Genomic DNA, 20,918 nt, shown 5'->3' with positions numbered 1-20,918 from the left:
TTCGTAAAGCCGCTCAGCAAACTAAGACCGAGTTCGACCTGGTCAAACATATTCAGCGGAGGTGTTTGCGAAGCCAAAGATCTTCCAGCAAAGGATTTAGAGGCTTTTATTGAGCGGCTGATTATTTATATGGCAACGGAAGATGAATTTTATAAGGCCGCTACCAAACAGCTTAGAACTAATTCATCGGAAGATGTGCAAGAGCTGAAACAAAGGCTGAAAGAGATGTCTGGTAACTTATCTAATATTGCAAAAGAAGCTGATAACCTGGTTAAGTTAATTAGTATATCACCAGATTTAAAAAATATCCAATCGGTTACAAAAAGGATCCAGGAAAACGAGGATTTAAAGAAATCACTTGAAGAGCAAATTACAAAACTCCAGGCTCAGATAGATCAACGCAAAAAAACGACAATTAATATTACTAAGTTAAAGATCATATATAAGGAATTCAAAGATATCTACCCAAGGCTGCCGAATCAACTAAAAACCAAAGTCTCCAAGCTGCTTATTGAAGCAATTATATCTCATATTAAAAAGCGGGAAAACGGCGGCAAACTGGAAATATTGCTAAGGGGCGACGGCTATGTAAGGGAAGTATGGGATAAAATTAAGGACTCTTATAAATCTGGAAAATTATCAGATATGATAGCCAAATCAGGGGAGAATGTTAAGCGGCGAGGATCGATTTCGAGGTATCGACATAATTGGTCCCCGAACTGTTCTATAGATAGAACTTTTACAATAGTTGCTCTATTCCCTCAGAAACCTATAAAAGAAGCGAATACACAAAAACCTCGACTTGATTATAAGAAATTAGCCAATGAATACCAGCAGCTAATCGATAATGGTACTTGTGCTAATAGGGCTGATGCAGCTCGGTATTATGGAAGTAAGCCGGGCTTGGGTGACGAAAGTTATGAAATCATTGAATCAAACTTAATAAAAAAACAATAATAAAAGCTTAGTCTCAGCCTTTGATAATATTAGTAATGGCATACTTTTATTCCGCCATTTAAACTATATGCCTGGCACACTTTTCAACCGCCGTTTACAATCAAGCTAATTTACTTAAAAATATAAACATTTTATTGACCTTTAACACCTTTTTTCTTGCTAAATCACTTTCAATAATCCATATTTTCGATGTTAAACTTTGAGCTGTTTAAATGGGGAGTTTTATGCCGAAAAGTAGTGCTATTTCTGAAAATGTTGAACATCATCTCAATAATCTTACCTTAAATGGATCATCAGAATTAAAAGATTTATTCTATGACCTGAATTACAGCGTCAAAAGTGAAGACTACCCTATTTCCAGATGGCCGGAAAGTATCAGAAAACAAATCAGCAAAGTTTCTATATTAGCTGAACATAATCACGATTTCAGAATATTCTGGGCAAAACTGGATTCTAATAATCTGTACCGAAATACTCAGCGCGCCGTAATCAGCCGGATAAACAGAGATTTCCCATACAACCTTATCGTGTTTTCCAATCAGGATGAGACCCTATGGGATTTTGTTAATGTCAAACTGGTGTCTGTTGATGATGATTCTGAGGAAAACAGATTGCCTGAAAGACGGCGCATTGTAAGGCGCATCTCTATCCGCCCCGATGAGCCAAACCGCACTGCTATCGAGCGGCTTGCCAAAACCGCCATTACGGATGACAGCTCATCCCCTCTGGCAGTTCAGCAGACACATGATGAGGCTTTCGATGTTGAATCTGTTGCCAAAGAATTCTATAAGGAATTAATGGAAGGTTCCAATTCGGTTTTCGTAACAATCGTAAACGAGATCAGGGATTATTATAAGGAGCTTTCTCTTGCTCAAGCTTTTACTATAAGATTTTTAAGCCGACTTATGTTTCTCCATTTCATACAGAAAAAAGGCTGGCTTGGAAATAATATCGATTTCATTAGTGATTTTTGGGAGACTTATAAAAAGGAAAACGATGGCAAGAATAAATTTTATAGCAACTGGCTATCATTATTACTTTATAAGGCTCTTAATAACGAATTAAAAGAAAAGAATATCCCTAAATATTTGCCTGAGAACATTGCAAAAGTGCTGGTTGATGCTCCTTATCTAAACGGTGGTCTTTTCACAGAGCTTAAAGACGATAAAAAGATAAAGAATATTTCAGATAAAGTTTTGTCAAAAGTATTTGAGTTTTTCTATAAATATAATTTTACCATCGCTGAAGATACACCTATTGACCAAACAGTTGCAGTCGACCCCGAAATGATCGGTCGAGTCTATGAGGGGATGGTAAATGCAGTTGAGCTTGGCGCTGAAAGCCAGGGCGAATCCGGTATTTTTTATACACCTCGTTTTGAAATAGATATGATGTGCCGCCTTGCGCTGGTGGATTACCTTGCTAACCACATTGGCGAAAAATACAAACCGATATTTTACGACTGTATATTTGCCATTGATGAAGATGAGCAAGCCATCTTAGATGATAAATTGGCCAAAAAAGAACTTTGGAAACCACTTCGCCAACTACTCCATAATATCAGGATTGTCGATCCGGCGGCTGGTTCTGGTTCATTCCTTGTTGGGATGCTTAAAATACTCGCAGATCTTGACGAAAGAGCCTTGAAATATATACCATCGGCAGAAACCGTAACCCAGCATGAACGCTACAAACGAATAATAGGCAATAATCTTTATGGCGTTGATATCAAAGATTGGGCTTTAAGAGTAGCTGAACTCAGATTATGGCTTCAGATGACCATTGAAGTTGAAATACCATTCCATGAGAGAAAAACCCGACCGCTGTTGCCTAATTTGACTTTCAAACTAAGGCAGGGAGATAGTCTTGTCCAATACTATGGAGGGATTGATTTTTCAAACATTCTTGATATCAAGGGTTACAGTAATTATCTTAAAAATAAAATACGAAAATTCAATGTTGATAAGCTTAATTATTATAAAGCAGATAAATCACAGACAGAGGCAGAAAAAGAAGAACTCGAAACAAGAGAGAAAGAAATATTCGATGATTTGCTCTTTGATAAATTAGACAGCCTTGAAGATAGACTGCTGGCAATTTCTCGAAATCTGGCGCTTAAACAAGAGGATGTTTTCGGCTATGAGGCTAAGCCTGATTTGTTGACTAAGTCTCTTAAAGAAGAAGAACAGCAATTAATTAAGGAAAAAAAACATGTTCGCGATGCCATAAAAAAGCTCAGGACAAAAGAACTCAAAGATCATCCACCCTTTGTTTGGAAAATGTCATTTATCGAAATATTTTCAGATGGCGATGATTCAGGTTTCGATATTGTAATCGGCAACCCTCCTTATGTTCGGCAGGAGAAAATCGCCGACCCTATGGAGCATACACAGGAAATAACAGCTGAACGCAAAAAAGTATATAAAAACAGGCTTATTAAATATGTATATAATCATTATCCCAAATATTTCTATGCTGATACCAAGAGGGAAAAAATAACTCGTCCTTTAAACGCCAAAAGCGATCTATATATATATTTTTATTTCCATGCCCTTTCATTTCTGCGCCCAAAAGGAACTTTTTGCTTTATTACCTCAAATTCATGGTTGGATGTTGGGTTCGGTCAAAACCTGCAAGAGTTTCTTTTAAGACAAGCTCATGTTAAGATGATAATAGACAACAAAGCCAAACGCTCCTTTTCGAGAGCTGATATAAATACTATCATTGTAATATTAAGCCGCCCTCAAATAAAATCTGATTGCGGTTTAACAAATACAGCGCGCTTTGTAATGTTTAAGGATGCCTTTGAAAACGCTGCCTCTGCTGAGGTATTTAAAAATATCGAAAAATGCACCGAAAGGACAGAAACAGAAAAAGTAAAATGTTTTGCCATATCCCAAACAAAACTGCTTGAAAATGGTACGGAAACTACCGAGAGCAAAGCTGATGATACCAAAAAGCAAAAGTTGCTGATAAAAACCGGAAAATATACAGGCGATAAATGGGGCGGAAAATATTTGAGAGCGCCAGATATTTATTGGACAATCCTGGAAAAGGGAAAAGATAAACTGGTTAGGTTGGGAGATATTGCAGAAGTACGGCGTGGATTTACAACGGGATGTAATGAGTTCTTTTACTTGCCAAGTAAGCATTTTGACATAAAAAAGGATGGTAAATACTATAAGCTTATCCCCAAACATGAGGGTCTGCCGAAGAATTTGAGGATTGAAGAGGAATTTTTGAAGCCTTTCATAAAATCTCCCAAAGAATGTAAATCGATTATATTAAAGTCATTATATTATTCTTTGAAAATGTTGATTATTCCATGCACATCAAATATCTATCGCAAAGAAGTTCACAAATATATAAAATGGGGAGAGAAGCAAGAATATAATAAAAGACCTACTCTTTATAACAAAAAGATCTGGTACTCTTTAGGAATTATAGATTACCATATTGCTTATCCTTGTACTCATAATCCTGATTTTAAAGTATTACATAATTTGAAAAGATTCCCTATGGATAAAGTATTTTACGGAATTAACGGTGATTACAAGCTTCTCTGTTTTTTGAACTCTTATATGAATCTTCTATTAATAGAAATAAAAGGTTATGCATTAGTTGGCGGAGGAGGATTATTTATTACAGTAGAAGAACTTAAAGATATTACTGTATTAAAGCCTGAGCTATTTAGAAAGAGTGAAATAAAGTCGCTCATTATAAAATTGGATAATAGGGGCAATAGAAATATCTTTGAAGAAGCTGGGATTAGTCCAAATCATCCCATCCGTTCCCAAACCCCCAACCCCCTCCCCGATCGCAAGGCTTTGGATGATATTGTCTTTGACATACTTGGCTTAACTCAAGCGGAGCGGAACGAGGTTTACTGGGCAGTCTGTGAGTTAGTAAAAGACAGACTTGATAAGGCTAAAAGCATTTAATAAAGGCAACCCATGACCGCAAAACCCACCAAACTTACAATCAGCGAAATCGGTCGGCGGATTTACAATATTCGGGGGCATCGGGTAATGCTCGACAGTGATCTGGCAGAACTTTACGGCGTTCCTACCAAACGTCTGAATGAACAGGTAAAACGTAATCTTCAGCGTTTTCCCTCTGATTTCATGTTTAAACTCACTGCCGAAGAGACGGCATCTTTGAGGTCGCAATTTGAGACCTCAAAAAGTGGACGGGGCGGTCGGCGGTATTTGCCCTATGTATTCAACGAACATGGCGCCATAATGCTGGCCAGCGTACTTAACTCAGAGCGGGCAATCGAACCAAACCCCTTGACAGTCGTTCTCAAATTGAGCACAATGGTTCTCAAAATGAGAACATTGAGATTTGATTTAAAAAACTGGCTAAAAACAAATCACCCAGACTTAATAGAGTAAATTATGCCGCACCAAATAATAGACAACCGCAATACCAAGCTTGCCCAAGAGCTTAACAAACAGCTCGATTTTGCCGACAAAGCCAAGTTCGCAGTCGGTTATGTGTACTTATCCGGTCTGGCCGCTATTCAGGATAAGCTGAGGGCAGTCGATAACGATGGCAGCTACAAGATCAAAGAACTCCGTCTGCTAATCGGCAATGCCCGCACGCATAAAACCATTGAGGAAATAGCTCAAAAATACAGAAGCGATGACGGCATTGCCAAAGAGATTGACAAACAGCGGTATCATTCGGACACAGTGCTGGGCAAGATTGAACGGAAAAAGGGAATTGTCAGAGATGCCCTTGATGACTTCCGCAGCTCCGTATCGGAAACCGACCAGACAGATACAAACGAATCGCTAATCAAACTGCTTGGCGAAATGATAAAGACCCAGCGTCTGAAGATTAAAGTCTATACCAAAAGCAGGCTTCACGCGAAGGCGTATATCCTCGATTTCAAAAACCCTCAGCCCAACTCGAAGGGCATTGCGATTGTCGGTTCGAGCAATATATCATTAGCCGGTTTCACCAACAATACCGAACTCAATGTATATGTCCACGATAACGGCGAAAACCATGATGCTTTGACAGACTGGTTTAATATCCTCTGGGGTGAAGCAGAAGAACTCAGCGATGATATATTAACAGAAATTCAAAGCTCCTGGGCAGAATATGAAGCCACACCTTATGATATTTACATGAAAACGCTCTATACTCTGGTTAAGGATCGTCTTGAGGGTGAGGATAGTAGTGAAATTTTATTTGATAGCAAAATAATAAAAGATTTAGCTGATTTCCAGAAAGAAGCAGTTCGTAGCCTTGTTGGCATAATAAAAAAATATGGGGGAGCGTTTGCTGCAGATGTTGTAGGTGTAGGCAAAAGCTATATAGGAGCAGCAGTAATAAGACAATTCAGAAAATCAGAAGGAGTAGAACCACTTATTATATGCCCCAAAACGCTGGAAAAGATGTGGCAGAGTTATGACGACAATTACAATCTTAATGCAGTAATTTTACCCATGTCTATGCTTAAAGAAGGTGATGAAGATAATTGGAATTTTCTTCTTACGGATGAACGATATAAAAACCGAGATTTCGTATTGATAGATGAAAGTCATAATTTCCGGCACAGTTCGCCTCAGCGATATAAAATCCTTCAGGATTTTCTGCATACCGGCCAGAAAAAAGCATTATTGATGACAGCAACTCCCCGTAATAAATCGGCGCGCGATGTATTTAATCAGATTAAACTGTTTCATCCGAATGATATTACAAATATTCCTATAAATCCGCCTAACCTAAGGGAATATTTTAAAAGAATTGATAGCAATGATGATAACCCTGAAATTGCAATTTCACTATTTCGAGCTTTACTACAACATATACTTGTAAGACGAACAAGAAATTATATTCTAAGGTTCTACGGTTATGATTCAAAAACCCATTCCGAAGTTGACCCTTATAACTTTGATGATTATATCAAAGGTAAAAAGCGGGCTTATATCCTTGTGGGCGGAAAACACAGATATTTCCCAAAACGGAATATCGGAACTGTTAGCTATAGTATAGAGAATACTTATAGCGGATTATATGCCAAAATCCGTCATTGTTTTGGCAAAGCTAAGTTTAATTATAAAGGCAAGCCCATAATCGGTCAGCTAACTTATGCCCGTTTCGCTTTATGGCATTATGTTCAGAAGGACAGGCAAAAAGTCAAACCATATAAAGATTTGCATAGAGCCGGCATTAACTTAAGGGGCTTGATGCGGGTAATGTTATTCAAACGCTTTGAAAGCAGCGTCTATGCTTTCAGGATGACTATTGAAAGGATGCTTAATATCCATCAAGCATTTCTAACAAGCCTCGAAAATGGAATTGTGCCAGCCGGTGAAGATGCCCAGAATATCCTTTATACGGCTGATTTATATTCCGAACCTGAGTTATTAGATGCATTGCAAGAAGCGGTACAATCAAAAAACTACAATATTGATGATTTCGATATTGAAAGGCTAAAATCTCATATAGAACATGACCTTTATATACTGCAAGACATAAAAGACATGGTTAACGAAACAGTAATACCCCCCGAACGTGATGATAAACTCCAGACCTTAATGAAATTATTAAATAATAAGACCTTGAAAAACCGAAAAGCGTTGATATTTTCGGAATCTGCAGAAACCGTAAAATATCTATATGATAATATAAATGAAGATAAAAAACCTGAAATTCAAAATGCATCAAGTGGTCGAGAGAACAAAGACCGTTTAGTAAAATTATTTTCCCCTAAAGCAAATAACTACACATTGCGGAAAAATGATGTTGAAATAAGAATAATGGTTTCTACTGATGTTTTATCAGAAGGGCTTAATCTTCAGGATTGCGATAATCTCATTAATTACGATTTACATTGGAACCCAGTAAAATTGATACAGCGTTTCGGTAGAATTGACCGCATAGGTTCAGAGCATGATCAGATTTATGGTTACAATTTTTTACCGGAAACTGAACTGGATAAAAACTTGAATCTTCATGAAATAGTGCATAATAGAATCCAGGAAATACATGATACTATTGGTGAAGATGCTGAGATATTGGATAACACCGAACAACTAAACCCAGAAGCTATGTATGCAATTTACAAAGGCGAATCTGATAAGTTGGATGCGTTTGAAGATGACTCGGATTATATGGATTTGAATGAGGCTGAAGAATTATTAAGAAAGCTGAAAGCAGATAATCTTAAAGAATTCGATAGGATTAGCAAACTTAGGGATGGTATAAGAGCTGCTCAATCTTCATCAATTGACAATCTTTATGTTTTTTGTCAGGCAGGCAAGAAAAACAAGTACAACCAATTATATCTTATAGATAAAAAAGGGGAAATAGTATCACAAGATATATCTTTGGTTTTAGGTAAAATTAAAGCTGCTCAAGATACGATTGGTTTACCTTTACCCAAAAATATAAACACAAGCATTGAGAGGATTAAGAAAATATTTAAAGATGAAGCATATAGCCGTATTGTAGAACAACGTCATTCAGCACATCTAACCAAAGCCCAGCATTATGTAGTTAGAGAATTACATCTGCTTTTTAAAAACAGCAATAACGATGACCTTAAATCCGAAATAAATCTTTATGACAAGATTTTCCGCAATATCGATAGAAAAGCTGTAAAAGATGAGCTAAATAAAATTAAAAGAAATAGTTTAGTTGGCACTGCATTAATAAGAAGATTGCAGGACATATATCAACGTCATAATCTGCAAGACCTACGTGATAAGAGTGATGTAACTGAACCCCTAATAGTTAAAGTAATTTGCAGTGAAGTTCTATAATTTTTATTAGCAAGTTACGCATTTATATATATAAAATGTAATAGCCGCTATTTCATATAAAATAATCTGGCTTTGGTCATCGTCCCCCTACGGGGTGTCTGGCAATATTAACTTGAAGTGAAAATCTATTCCTTTTATATACTAAATCCCAGCTATCCCGCATTATTCATAAAAATTATGATCACCGTAGTTCTTTCGGGGGTCGCGATGAAAATGATGTTGGATAGGCTATGTAAGTGGTAATCCCAACACCCCGCCACTGCCATTTATTTGGTGGGGACTTTTTTTATGATTTATTTTATTTTTACTGACAGGTTCTGTCAGTAGAGTTTTATATATTCATTAAAAGAATTATTATGTTGCCATTTCGTTTTGGAATAGTTTTATTTAAAGCTGTATAATAAAAGGGCAAGCATAATGGGAATCTGCAACAAGGGTAAGCGATTTGGGGATAATTTTAAATATTGTTTAACTTCAATGTTTTCAAGAGGATTAGTATATGAAAAATAAATTAAGCGTTATTTCTTTAGCCAGTTTATTACATGATATTGGAAAAGTAGGACAAAGAGCTTTCTCTAGTGATGCAGGACTTTCAAATGATTCATTAGGGCTTGCTGAGTATTTGTGTCCCTCCAGCAAAAGAGGATATTTAACACGTAAGCATGCTTTATACACTAATGAATTTATTGAAGCAGTTAAAATGTACTTTCCTGACAAAATTAATACATCAGAGTTAGCTAATTTAGCATCATATCATCATAAACCTTCTGATGATAATCAAAAGATAATAACTGAAGCTGATTATCTTTCTTCAGCTATGGACCGCGAGTCTATGGATTCCTCTGGAGAGCGAACTGATTTCAGGAAGACATTACAATCCCCAGTTTCTAATTATATTGCAATTCAACCTAATTGCCAAAAATCAAATCAATACAAATATAACTTAAATAAATATTCAACTAATTCCATATTCCCAACTCTCCTTGATAATCCAGACAATCAAATTAATAACTATAATTCAATCTGGATTAACCTTCTTGATACTATGAAGAATGTAAAAATATCAGATGAAATACAATTCATTAATACATTGCTATCAATTCTTGAAAAATATCTATGGGCGGTGCCATCAGCTACAAATGTTGATGTGCCTGATGTCTCGCTTTATGATCATCTGAAAACAACATCTGCTATTGCTGGATGTTTGTATCTTTCTAATGATAAAGAAAAACCATTTATTTTAGCGGCGGGTGATTTTGGTGGAATTCAAAAATATATCTTCAATCTTAAGTCTGGCTCCGGTGGAATCGCCAAAGCTTTGAGGGGCCGTTCATTTGATGTTGGAACTTTTTCAGATTCGACAGCTTTCGGTATTTTAAATGAACTTAAATTGCCCATGTCGCAATTGATTATGTATTCGGGCGGTAAATTCTACCTACTATTACCCAATACGGATATTACATTAGAAGTTCTTAATAATCAGCAAAACAAATTGCATGACTGGATACTTGAGGAAAGAAACGGCGAATTGAGATTCAATATGTCCTGGGAGAAGATATCTAAAGATGATATTGAAGATTTCCCAACAGCGCTTTTGAAAATCAATGAGAAGCTAAATGAAGCTAGCTTTAAGGGGCTGAAATCGCTTCAGAAGAATAACAAATGGCTCGAAGATAAATGGCTCAGACCGGGCTATTCAGATAAATATGAAGAACTGTGTAAATCATGTCATTCAAATGCGATAAAGCATACTTCAGGAGAGAATGAGGGTTTATGTGCAAGATGTTCTGCAGATAGAGAAACTGGCAGAAAGTTGGTAAAATCAAATTATCTGGCACTCCCTTCAAAAGAACTGCTAAAGCAAACTACTGAATCAGAACGAGCTTCAGATTTAATAATTGAGTTTCGGGGAGAAGTACAAAATAAATATGATATGCCGTACTTCACTATTCTTAAAAATAACTGGGTTCCTAGAAATGAAAATAACAATGTTCAAGAATTTGATTGGATCGCTAAACAATCTGCAGGCAAAAAAATGCTTGGCTATTTAAAAGCTGATGTTGACAACCTTGGTTATATTTTCCAGAAGGGATTTGTGACTGAAGGCACAGCGAAGAAAAATAGAGCTTCAATTTCGCGATTAGCAACGCTTAGCAGACAGATGGAATATTTCTTCTCCGGCTATATTTATAATCTTCTTAAGGAAAAATATAATGCTGTCTATACAGTGTTTTCCGGAGGGGATGACCTGTTTTTAATCGGACCATGGAATCAAGTGTTTGATATTGCCTTAGAACTTCGCTCAGAGTTTGCCCGCTATACTTGTTATAATAAATCATGGGGGCTCTCTGCCGGTGTTACAGTTGTTAATCCAAAAACTCCGGTGCTTCATGGTCAACAACTGGCAAGCAACAATCTTGATATTTCCAAAAATGAAACCGGCAAAGACTCGATAACTGCTTTTGCAACATCCTTAAGCTGGGATGAATATGCTGACGCTTTAAAACAAGGAAAACAGCTTGTGCAATGGATTAAAGACGGCGCTCTTAATACATCCAAAATTTATCGGTTTTTTCAGTATGGCCGGGAGCTTAAAGAGTTTCACAGCAGCGGGAATACTTCATTGCTGAGGGTTATTCCTCAGATGATATACGATCTAACACGAAATTGGGGTAATAGAACAGATAGCCAAAAAGAAGCTAAGAAGTGGGCTCAGGCGTTCACAAATCCAGAGAATAAAGATTCGAGGACGCTGCCTTTTATTTGCGAATATGCATTAACTAAAACTAAATAAAGGAATTAATATGGCAAAATGTAAAGTTTGTGGAAAAGAAGCATTGCCTGGGAAGGATTATTGTATAATGTGTGCTCAAGATTACGTCAAAAAAAGGCAAGATAATCCCCACAAAGGTGGCCAAAATTATAGCAAAAAAAGCTATGGCAAACCGCGGGATAAACCAACCATTCCAGAGAGCTGTATATTTAAAGATGGGTTTTATAACGATGATGGCTTTTTAAAGAGGGAGATATTTATTGAATCTGCTGAATACATGACTAAATTATTAAAAAAAGAATCTATGACGCAAACTAAAATCAGACACCTATTTAATTTTCTTAAAGCTATTGACTTGAGATTAAAAACTAGGAAAAATACTCCATTGGGTTATGTCAGAGAAAATTTCTATCGTTTCTGGAGAGACACTGAGTATTTAGTAAATCGAAATGTAATTCCAAGAACCTTTCTTAATTTTGTAAAATTACATGGAGAGATCGCTGTGAAAAATATCCGGGAATTTCAGGGTTTTGTTGAATATTTAACATCAATTGTAGCAAGGATGAGACAAAAACAGGAGGATAAATGAAACTTGAAGGTTTTAAGACTATAAATGGACAAATTGAGTGTTTAACAGGTTTAAAAATTGGTGGAACAAAAGAATCAGTTGGAATGGGAGAAACTGATAACCCGATTATACGACATCCCATTAGCAGAATGCCTTATATTCCAGGTTCATCAATAAAAGGTAAATTAAGGTCTTTGCTCGAATTAAAATATAGCAAAACTAGCCAAGATTTTGGTAAACCTTGTGATTGTGGTGAATGTTTTATATGTAAGCTTTTTGGTTGTGGTAATCAGCAAAATCCTAAAGTAGAACCAACCAGATTGATTTTTAGAGATGCAAAACTGAGGAAAGACTCAGAAGAACAATTAGAAGAATATTTGCCTGGGACATTAGCAGAAACTAAATCTGAAATTGCTATGGACAGAAAATCAGGCAAAGTTGCGAAGAGCGGACCCAGACCAGTTGAGAGAATACCGGAAGGTTCATTTGTAAACTTCTCTATCTCAATCCGTTTGTTCGAGGAAGACACTCCTGCAATACGCAAAGAATACACCGAAAAACTCGCCGATGCTTTCGATATGCTCGAAAATGACTACCTTGGCGGATGCGGTACGCGCGGCTATGGCAAAGTCAAAATTACTGCCGGCGATGGCAAACCTATGAGCGAATATCTTAAATCTTTGAGCTGGTGATGAAAGATTATCAGATAACTATAATACTCAACTCCTCAGCCGGCACGCAATGGCAGTCTGATACTATTTTCGGGCATCTTTGCTGGCAGGTCGCTTACGGAGCTTTGGGTATTAGCATCGATGATTTCCTGTTACCATTCAGGCAGGGTAAGCCGCCATTTATTTTGTCGGACGGGTTTCCTGACAATAAAATGCCTCGTCCTTTACTGGATTTAGGGTTTAAACAATCAGAATCTCTTGATGATTATACCGCCGGTAAAAAGCAGAAAAAAGCGCCTTACTATTCGCTTGATGATTTTATCAGCGTATGCCATGGAGAAAAAGCTGTTGATAAACCATGCGATGATCCCTGGGAACCAGTGTTGACAGAGCATGCTTCACTAAACAGAATAACCAATACAACCGGCGGTAAAGACGATTCAAGAGGCTTGTATGAAACTGAAGCCTATTGCCTGACCGGCAACAGCAAGCTCAATATATACCTTCGCTGCGAACCGGACTGGCATGACAAAGTTGTGTCGCTTCTGAAGAATGTGTCGGAAATTGGTTTTGGAAAAGATAAATCTGTCGGCTTGGGAGCGTTCGAAGTTGAGAGCATAGAAGAGTTCGAACGTTTCGGCAGATTTAATAACGCTAACGGCTTTGTGTCGCTGTCATCTATGACACCCGCGGCGGATGACCCAACTGACGCACGCTTCAGGCTTCGCACAAAATACGGCAAGCTTGGCGAGGGCGTTTTCTCAAATCCATTTAAAAAACCGCTGCTGCAGATGGAAGCCGGCGCCGCGTTCAAAACAAATAACTCTATTAAGGATTATTACGGCAGAATAGTTGAGGGTATAGCTCCGGGCGATGATAGAGTTGTGCAAAACTGTTATGCTTATGTAGTTCCGTGCATGATTAAATGGTGATGTTTAGCGGCTAATCTTTATTTGACAGAACAAGGTGCCTACCTGAGAAAAGCAGGCAATCAAATTATTGTTGAAAAGAAAGGCGAAACGCTGATTAAAATAAGCGCGCATAGAGTAAATAATGTTCTGCTCTACGGTAATATACAATTCACTACGCAAGCATTAAAACTTCTGTTGAATCACGGTGTCGAATTGGCTTTACTTACTCAATCGGGAAAGATTTTCGGGCAATTTACGCCGCCTCTTTCTAAAAATATCCTTTTGCGAATGAGTCAATTCAAGCTGTTTTCCGATGATTCGATTTGTCATAAGCAGGCAAAAAGATTGTTAGAAGCAAAACTTGATAATTCAAAAGAAGTATTAAAACAATTTGTGTGGAATAAGCGCGATATAGATTTAAGCAATCAAATTCGGCAAATTGAAAAACAGATTGGCAGCATCGAAAAACAAAATAGCCAAGCCGCTTTAAATGGTGTTGAAGGTATCGCCGCAAGCGCATATTTTAATGCTTTTAGAAGCGTTTTTATTGACCAATCTGTTTTTAATAAAAGAAGCAAACGACCGCCCAAAGACCCATCTAATGCGCTGTTATCGTTTTGTTATGTGCTTTTAGGTTTCTTAATACAATCGCATCTAAACGCTGTAGGATTCGATCCATACCTTGGCTTCTATCATAAAACAGCTTATGGGCGACCATCCCTGGCTATTGATATAGTAGAAGTTTTCAGAGCGCCTATCGTTGACCGGTTTGTTGTCAGGCTTTTCAATCTTGGCATAATGAAAAAAGATGATTTCCAACCTTCCGAGGATGGAGGCTTTAGACTTGATAGTAATGGAATTAAAAAATTCTTTAAACAGTGGGATGAACATATTAAAAGCAGCGGTTTTATGAACATCCTTAGAACTCAGGTTGACACATTAAGAGAAGTATGCCTTGAAAAAAAAGAATATCCTGATTATTATACATTTAAGGCGCAATGATGAATTATCTTGTGAGCTATGATATTTCGGATAATAAACAACGGTTGAAAACATCGAAAATCTTAGCTGATTATGGTGTTCGAGTTCAAGAGTCGGTGTTTGAACTGCCGGGTTTGGATAATGAAATTTGGCAAAAATGTCTAACCAGATTAAAAGACAAAGTTAAATTGAACGGTGATGATTCCATTCGCATTTATCTTATTTGCGAATCGTGTAAAAAGAAAATCAGCATTTTAGGCAAAGAAATAAAACCAATGGATGAACCGGATGTTTACATAATATGAAAACATCGGGAAACCTCAAATAGCAGTGTTTTTTGTTGTGGTTTCCTGAATTGATAACTTGTTCATTGACAACAGAATAGTTTTTTATAGGGAAGGATTATATTGACATTCTGTTTGAAAAATTATATGTTTACCGAAATGACGATGGAAACTGTTGAAAGGCAAAAAGATATTTGATGAGCAGTAAGAATAGATACCCTGACTAAGAAGGGATTAAGACGTTATCACCCGCCCCCATTTTCTATTTTCCTTTCCAATTCCTCTGTAAGAATAGATACCCTGACTAAGAAGGGATTAAGACCCGCAGATATAGTAACTGATTCTATCGCCATCATCATTGACCTCTTGGGTAAGAATAGATACCCTGACTAAGAAGGGATTAAGACAATGTATATTATACAACTTTTTTTCTATCTTATTATGGGGTAAGAATAGATACCCTGACTAAGAAGGGATTAAGACCAAACAGAAGAGGCGAAAATGAATTATACAAGTTGGGAGTGTAAGAATAGATACCCTGACTAAGAAGGGATTAAGACTACTGGACAGTTTTTGGGGGGAGAAACGGTAGTTATAGCAGGTAAGAATAGATACCCTGACTAAGAAGGGATTAAGACTTTCCATCATAGAATGGACGCATTGTTAACTGTATGTCAGTAAGAATAGATACCCTGACTAAGAAGGGATTAAGACGGGGCAAAGGATTTATAGATACAAAAAACAAGGGAGAACAAAAGTAAGAATAGATACCCTGACTAAGAAGGGATTAAGACTCTCCTTTTTTAAAGGGTTGCTGTCGTAACCACCTGTCGTAGTAAGAATAGATACCCTGACTAAGAAGGGATTAAGACAAAGTATCGCGTCTACATTAGTGGAATCTTTATTTATATAAGTAAGAATAGATACCCTGACTAAGAAGGGATTAAGACACAAATCCTTCTTCAGTCGGGACTCACTTACGAAATATTTTTGTAAGAATAGATACCCTGACTAAGAAGGGATTAAGACATTCAGTGTGGACGTTAGCGGAATTTCAGGCGAATACTAGTAAGAATAGATACCCTGACTAAGAAGGGATTAAGACATGAACCTGCGATACATGGCGACGCTGCCATAGCTCTCAAGTAAGAATAGATACCCTGACTAAGAAGGGATTAAGACCGTTTTTTCTGTCGTTTCCATTTTTTCCTCCGATTTTTGTTTCTGTAAGAATAGATACCCTGACTAAGAAGGGATTAAGACCCAAAATTAGTTGTTTGGTTTTGAGATCGTAATTTTGTAATTGTAAGAATAGATACCCTGACTAAGAAGGGATTAAGACACGTCATACACATTACTTGTAAATTATCAAGCGTATTTGAGGTAAGAATAGATACCCTGACTAAGAAGGGATTAAGACATGCGTGATGCACCTCGTTAATATCGTTCTCTGTCATCGTAAGAATAGATACCCTGACTAAGAAGGGATTAAAATTAACACAGGTGGAATACCTGTAAAAAAGGAGGCTGCATGGAAGTTATACTTTTAGTAATAATATTTTATTGCGGTGTGAGGTATTTAGGCGAATGCATCAAAGAAAAAAATAAAAAAAAGCGAGTGAGATTATGAAAAATAATACAGTATTAGTTTTAACAATTGGCGGTACGCCTAAACCTATCATTAAGAGCTTAAAAGAACATAACCCGGGTTATATATATTTTATCCCATCCACTGTTACTCAAGACCAGATTCCCGAAATTAAAAATGCAGTTTTCAAGAATGAATTTCATGGGGTAGAGAAATCCTTTCCTATCAAGGATCCTGCTGATTTGCCAAAATGCTACCGCAAATGTATTGAGGCGTTTGAAGACATCCGTACCACAGGTCTTGAAAGCAAGGATATAATAGCCGACCCGACCGGAGGCACCAAGATAATGAGTGCCGCGCTTCTGTTAGCGGCTATCGATTTAGGTGTCAAAGTATCATATGTATCTGGCGAGTTTCGCACTAAGGATGGCCGCGGAATAGTTGTTGATGGCTCGGAAAAAATAGTTTATAACTCTCATCCTTATGATATAATCGCCAAAACTCAGAAAGAGAGATTTTGCGAGTTTTTCAACAGCTATCGTTTCTCGCCGGCTATTGATATTTGCGATGATATAATCGCTAAAGGCGGCAAAGAGCTTCAAGATATATTTAAAATATTAAAGAGTATTACGACAGTTTACCAAAACAGGGATTTGTTTAAATTTAAAAACTGTTTCCATAATTTAAACTCTGATATCAACAGATTACGGCAATTATACAGTAAGTATCCGGCTGAAATTGATAAGATGTCCGGTTTCATCAAACAGGTATCTGACAATATTGATTATCTGGAAAGTCTTAAAACCGAAGATATATCATTACCGATGGTTGAGGAATTAGTAGCTAACGCCAGCCGTCGAGCGGAAGAGGGTCGATTTGATGATGCAATTGCCCGCTTGTATCGCGCTTTAGAGATGGTAGCCCAAGCTCAATTTTACAAACTGTATGGTCAGGGGACCTCGAATTTCCCTTTTGAAAAATTAGTCGATGAGTTAAAGAGCAAACATCAGTGTAAGAAAAAGAAAGGTGAAGTCGTTGATTTAGGTTGTTATGATGCTTTCAAACAGCTTTATAAATCAGATGATGAATTCGGCAAATTGTATTTTGAGAACGAGGAAGATATTGTTAAAATATTGAACTTAAGGAACAGGTCTATATTGGCTCATGGCATAGATCAACTTGATAAATATAAGTATGAAAAACTATACAGCATATTTTCGGGAGTATTTGGCATAGACGGAAAAATAGTGAAATTTGCCAAGATGAATATTGATGAGATCGCAGCTATTGGGATAGAGTAGGAGTCAAAATGAATGACAGTCTAATTGGTATTAATCTACCTTTGATTTCGGTAACCATTAAGGTCAAAGTTACGCGTGCTATAAAATGGAACTCTTTCCCCGGCAGTGTTATTCATGGAATAATTGGGTATAAGCTGAAAGATTATTCCTGTGTAATGGCTCATCGAAATTGCAATAAGTGTTTTCTTGTTCATTCATGCGCTTATGGCATGATATATGAATCGCCCGTTCCGCCAGACAGTAAACGTATGAAATTATATCCTCAGTCGCCTCATCCGATAAGGGTTGCTGTCTATCCCTGGGATAAGCCCGAATTAAAAGAAGGTACTGTGATTGAGATTGGTTTAACTTTGTTTGGCAAGACAGCGGCTAATCTGCTAATGGTTCTGCTAAGTCTCGAAAGCGGCTTTGAAGCTGGTATTGGTAGAAAATACCAAGGAGAGCGAGGTAAAGCAGAGATAATATCATTGAGTGATAATCTATCTAAAAGCGAAAAGCCATGGTCCGACCTTAAGAAAAACTATGTCGGTTTTGCTCATCCGGTAGTTATTAACAATGATAGAACTGAGATTAGTAAAATCGCATTGCATTTCAAATCGCCTTTGAAAATTACTACAGCAGGCAAATCTAATTATAAGCCAGATTTCCGTGATATAATTGCAACGCTTTTAAGAAGGGCAAGCAATCTATCATATTTTTTCCATGACAGAGAATTGGATTTAGATTATAAAGGAATACTTCAAAAAGCTGAATTGCTTGAAACCGTAAAGGATTATAGTAGAGTAAAAGCGATTCGATATTCAAGCCGTCAGAGTAAAACTATTAGTATAAGTGGCGTAACAGGAAATTTGACGATAAATGACTGCCCACCTGATTTGTTGTACTTGTTGGAAGTTGGACAGTATACCGGATTAGGTAAAAGTACTACAATGGGTTTAGGAGATTATGAGTTGAAGTTATAGAAACATCAATTCTCTTTCCTATTAATGGTATAAGCTATGTTTAATGGTCGATGTTGTGTTTCGACATTATTATATTACATTGTTGGAACTAACAGCTTTAGAATGGAGGATAACCATGGAAAGAACACAGACCGATTGGACTGGGCAGACACTTTATGCAGGTATCGACTTGCATCATAAAAAATGGGTAATCAGTGTCCAAACCAGAGATATGTTGTCACGGGTCGGGTTAAAACCGGCCAATCCGACCCCCGGGTGTCCAACATCAATTATATTTTCTACTCAACGACAATTACAATCCCTTTAATGGTATAAGAAGACTGATGCCGACTATCTCATCCCCCAGGGGAAGCTGTTATACTTCCCCCGATGATACTCAAACCACCGCTATTCACGCTGAAAGAACTCATCATACTTTTGACCGATCGAGGTTAACCGATCTTTAACAACGCCGTATGACAGCATCATAACACGTGAAATCTCTGTTGGGTTGCAGCCAACAACAAGCAAGTCGAGCAGTTCCCTGTCGATGCCGTTTAACTGTTTGCGGAATTTTCCGAAGTCGATGTTGAACAGGATATCGTTTTCATTCGAGGGCACTCGAGTCTGATATCCCAGATAACCGTAATCGCCTTCTTCCCAATCGTCATTCTCGTGTTCAAAATATAACCGCTCAACTTTGCCGTCTAAATAAGCTGGCCTGTAATAGACATCGTTTGTTCGATTTTTAGAGATGTTCCCGAAGTGAGGGCGTGTACCATTGTTCAACTCTGTCGCGCGGTACTTTATGAAATTAGTTAACTCCCCTATTGACAGCTGGCGGTTCTTTCTGTTAAGGCAACTGTTGTAATTGGCATAAGCCATTCCCAGCGCGTCCCGCATAGAGTTCTTATTACCGTTAAAAACCTTTGATGCCTGACTTTGCAAGCTTGGCAGCATTTCAGTAAAAGTCATAATAATCTCCTGGTTAGAATGTTTGTTGCATTCTTATTCCAGGAAATCGGGATGGAATTGCTCAATTATCCCGATAGATCATATTTGAAATTTACTAAAATTTATCTTTCGTCTTGATGCCCGATTAATATATTATTACCATAATAAAATGTGGCCAAGGGGAAGCAAATGAACCGATTTAACGTAATTTTAAAACTGATACTGACTGTTCTGATTCTAACAATCATCGCCGCACCACTAATTGCGGAACTATCCAGCCTGCAAATTGAAGGTAAACCTGTGAAATCATCTGATGAGATTGTTGGAGTTAAGGACGCTAACGGCAGATTCTGTGCCGCTATTCAAGTAATATCGGATATGGATGGATTCGCTTACGACTCCTATAATGGTGTGATACGTGTGGATAAGAAACCTGGCAAAGATATGGTTTACCTTCAGCCGGATGAGCGGGTGCTGGAAATATTCCAAACAGGATATGAGCCTATGAAAATTATATTGTCTGAAATCGGCATTAAGCTGAACAGTAAAGAGGTGTGGAAAATCAGGCTTACAGGCGAAAAGAAACTTATAAACATCCCGATTGTAATAATTTCAGAACCATCTGGCGCAATAATATTTATTGACGGCAAAGAACAGGGAACCGGAAAACAGCATACAGTTGCTGAGGGCAACCATCAGCTTAAACTCGTGAAGGACGGCTACCAGCCGCTTATTGAGGCGATTTATGTTGACGTGAACAATACTCTGTTTGAGTTTAAACTCTCAGAAATCGAGGATGTTGATCTTGTAATAAATACAGTGCCATCCGGTGCGGAAGTGTTTATCGACAATGTGATGTTTGGCAAAACACCAATTAACGACTTTTACCCTGCCGGCAAATATCCCATTCGTATCGAAAAGGAATGGTATGTGACATTTGAGGACTATATAGAAATTAAGCCACCGCAGACTAAGGAAGATTACAGTTTAAACCCAGACTTCGGCTCAATTGAGGTTACATCATCCCCTCAAGGTGGAATGGATATCTACCTTAATGGTGTTGCCCGGAATGTGCAGACTCCGCATACATTCAATCAGCTCAGACCCGGTTTATATAAGGTTAACGCCCGGTCTCAGTATTATGAATCGAATGAGATTGAAGTTCAGCTTCAGCGGGGGAAAGCTGAAAAGGTAGGCCTAATCAGCAAAGT

At 37.6% G+C, this 20,918-nt stretch carries 14 protein-coding genes and 1 CRISPR repeat array; of the genes, 13 read left to right on the top strand and 1 reads right to left on the bottom strand.

Annotation, left to right across the window (positions count from 1 at the left end; translation table 11 throughout):
- From J7K40_04630 to cas6, 12 genes are all read left to right on the top strand, one after another.
- On the top strand, positions 1 to 957 hold a 957-nt coding region (locus J7K40_04630), incomplete at its 5' end, for a hypothetical protein (GenBank protein MCD6161685.1).
- 224 nt (positions 958 to 1,181) lie between these two features.
- The gene (locus tag J7K40_04625; protein MCD6161684.1) at positions 1,182 to 4,898 is read left to right on the top strand and encodes an Eco57I restriction-modification methylase domain-containing protein; all 3,717 of its coding nucleotides are present in this window, start codon (positions 1,182 to 1,184) and stop codon (positions 4,896 to 4,898) included.
- Positions 4,899 to 4,910: 12 nt separating this feature from the next.
- Positions 4,911 to 5,351 (top strand): ORF6N domain-containing protein, encoded by a 441-nt coding sequence (locus J7K40_04620; GenBank protein ID MCD6161683.1) that lies wholly within the window; start codon positions 4,911 to 4,913, stop codon positions 5,349 to 5,351.
- 3 nt (positions 5,352 to 5,354) lie between these two features.
- The gene (locus J7K40_04615) at positions 5,355 to 8,735 is read left to right on the top strand and encodes a helicase (protein MCD6161682.1); all 3,381 of its coding nucleotides are present in this window, start codon (positions 5,355 to 5,357) and stop codon (positions 8,733 to 8,735) included.
- Positions 8,736 to 9,234: 499 nt separating this feature from the next.
- Positions 9,235 to 11,529 carry a type III-A CRISPR-associated protein Cas10/Csm1 gene (gene cas10 / locus J7K40_04610; GenBank protein MCD6161681.1) on the top strand — a complete coding sequence of 765 codons (2,295 nt, stop codon included), beginning with the start codon at positions 9,235 to 9,237 and terminating at the stop codon, positions 11,527 to 11,529.
- A 10-nt stretch (positions 11,530 to 11,539) separates the two neighbouring features.
- On the top strand, positions 11,540 to 12,097 hold the full coding sequence (gene csm2, locus J7K40_04605) for a type III-A CRISPR-associated protein Csm2 (protein MCD6161680.1): 558 nt from the start codon (positions 11,540 to 11,542) through the stop codon (positions 12,095 to 12,097).
- Entirely contained in the window at positions 12,094 to 12,768 is a 675-nt protein-coding gene (gene csm3, locus J7K40_04600; protein MCD6161679.1) for a type III-A CRISPR-associated RAMP protein Csm3, read from the top strand. The genes csm2 and csm3 overlap by 4 nt, the downstream gene beginning before the upstream one ends.
- On the top strand, positions 12,765 to 13,679 hold the full coding sequence (locus J7K40_04595) for a hypothetical protein (protein MCD6161678.1): 915 nt from the start codon (positions 12,765 to 12,767) through the stop codon (positions 13,677 to 13,679). Before csm3 ends, J7K40_04595 begins: the two co-directional genes overlap by 4 nt.
- A 21-nt stretch (positions 13,680 to 13,700) precedes the next feature.
- Positions 13,701 to 14,660, top strand: a complete 960-nt coding sequence (gene cas1, locus J7K40_04590) for a CRISPR-associated endonuclease Cas1 (protein MCD6161677.1) — start codon at positions 13,701 to 13,703, stop codon at positions 14,658 to 14,660.
- Positions 14,660 to 14,944, top strand: coding sequence for a CRISPR-associated endonuclease Cas2 (gene cas2 / locus J7K40_04585; protein ID MCD6161676.1), 285 nt, complete (start codon positions 14,660 to 14,662; stop codon positions 14,942 to 14,944). Before cas1 ends, cas2 begins: the two co-directional genes overlap by 1 nt.
- 183 nt (positions 14,945 to 15,127) lie before the next feature.
- Positions 15,128 to 16,418: direct repeats of the CRISPR family, unit length 37 nt; unit sequence GTAAGAATAGATACCCTGACTAAGAAGGGATTAAGAC.
- A gap of 131 nt (positions 16,419 to 16,549) precedes the next feature.
- Positions 16,550 to 17,812 (top strand): TIGR02710 family CRISPR-associated protein, encoded by a 1,263-nt coding sequence (locus J7K40_04580; GenBank protein MCD6161675.1) that lies wholly within the window; start codon positions 16,550 to 16,552, stop codon positions 17,810 to 17,812.
- Positions 17,813 to 17,820: 8 nt separating this feature from the next.
- On the top strand, positions 17,821 to 18,774 hold the full coding sequence (gene cas6 / locus J7K40_04575) for a CRISPR system precrRNA processing endoribonuclease RAMP protein Cas6 (GenBank protein ID MCD6161674.1): 954 nt from the start codon (positions 17,821 to 17,823) through the stop codon (positions 18,772 to 18,774).
- A 387-nt stretch (positions 18,775 to 19,161) separates the two neighbouring features.
- Here the strand turns inward: cas6 and J7K40_04570 are convergent, their stop codons facing one another.
- A complete protein-coding gene (locus J7K40_04570; GenBank protein ID MCD6161673.1) occupies positions 19,162 to 19,728 on the bottom strand; it encodes a hypothetical protein in 567 nt (188 codons plus the stop codon).
- Positions 19,729 to 19,896: 168 nt separating this feature from the next.
- Between J7K40_04570 and J7K40_04565 the strand changes: the two genes are divergently transcribed.
- Positions 19,897 to 20,918: PEGA domain-containing protein (locus J7K40_04565; protein MCD6161672.1), on the top strand; the 1,022-nt coding region annotated here is incomplete at its 3' end.

The sequence above is a fragment of the Candidatus Zixiibacteriota bacterium genome, assembly GCA_021159005.1.
Lineage (GTDB): Bacteria > Zixibacteria > MSB-5A5 > UBA10806 > 4484-95 > JAGGSN01.
This window is presented reverse-complemented; position numbering and strand designations above follow the sequence as displayed.

Bases quoted from the DNA above. Each gene is read 5' to 3' on its own strand.
- J7K40_04625 (MCD6161684.1), top strand. From the start codon at position 1,182: ATGCCGAAAAGTAGTGCTATTTCTGAAAATGTTGAACATCATCTCAAT.
- cas2 (MCD6161676.1), top strand. From the start codon at position 14,660: ATGAATTATCTTGTGAGCTATGATATTTCGGATAATAAACAACGGTTG.
- csm2 (MCD6161680.1), top strand. From the start codon at position 11,540: ATGGCAAAATGTAAAGTTTGTGGAAAAGAAGCATTGCCTGGGAAGGAT.
- cas6 (MCD6161674.1), top strand. From the start codon at position 17,821: ATGAATGACAGTCTAATTGGTATTAATCTACCTTTGATTTCGGTAACC.
- J7K40_04615 (MCD6161682.1), top strand. From the start codon at position 5,355: ATGCCGCACCAAATAATAGACAACCGCAATACCAAGCTTGCCCAAGAG.
- J7K40_04620 (MCD6161683.1), top strand. From the start codon at position 4,911: ATGACCGCAAAACCCACCAAACTTACAATCAGCGAAATCGGTCGGCGG.
- csm3 (MCD6161679.1), top strand. From the start codon at position 12,094: ATGAAACTTGAAGGTTTTAAGACTATAAATGGACAAATTGAGTGTTTA.
- J7K40_04580 (MCD6161675.1), top strand. From the start codon at position 16,550: ATGAAAAATAATACAGTATTAGTTTTAACAATTGGCGGTACGCCTAAA.
- J7K40_04570 (MCD6161673.1), bottom strand. From the start codon at position 19,728: ATGACTTTTACTGAAATGCTGCCAAGCTTGCAAAGTCAGGCATCAAAG.
- cas10 (MCD6161681.1), top strand. From the start codon at position 9,235: ATGAAAAATAAATTAAGCGTTATTTCTTTAGCCAGTTTATTACATGAT.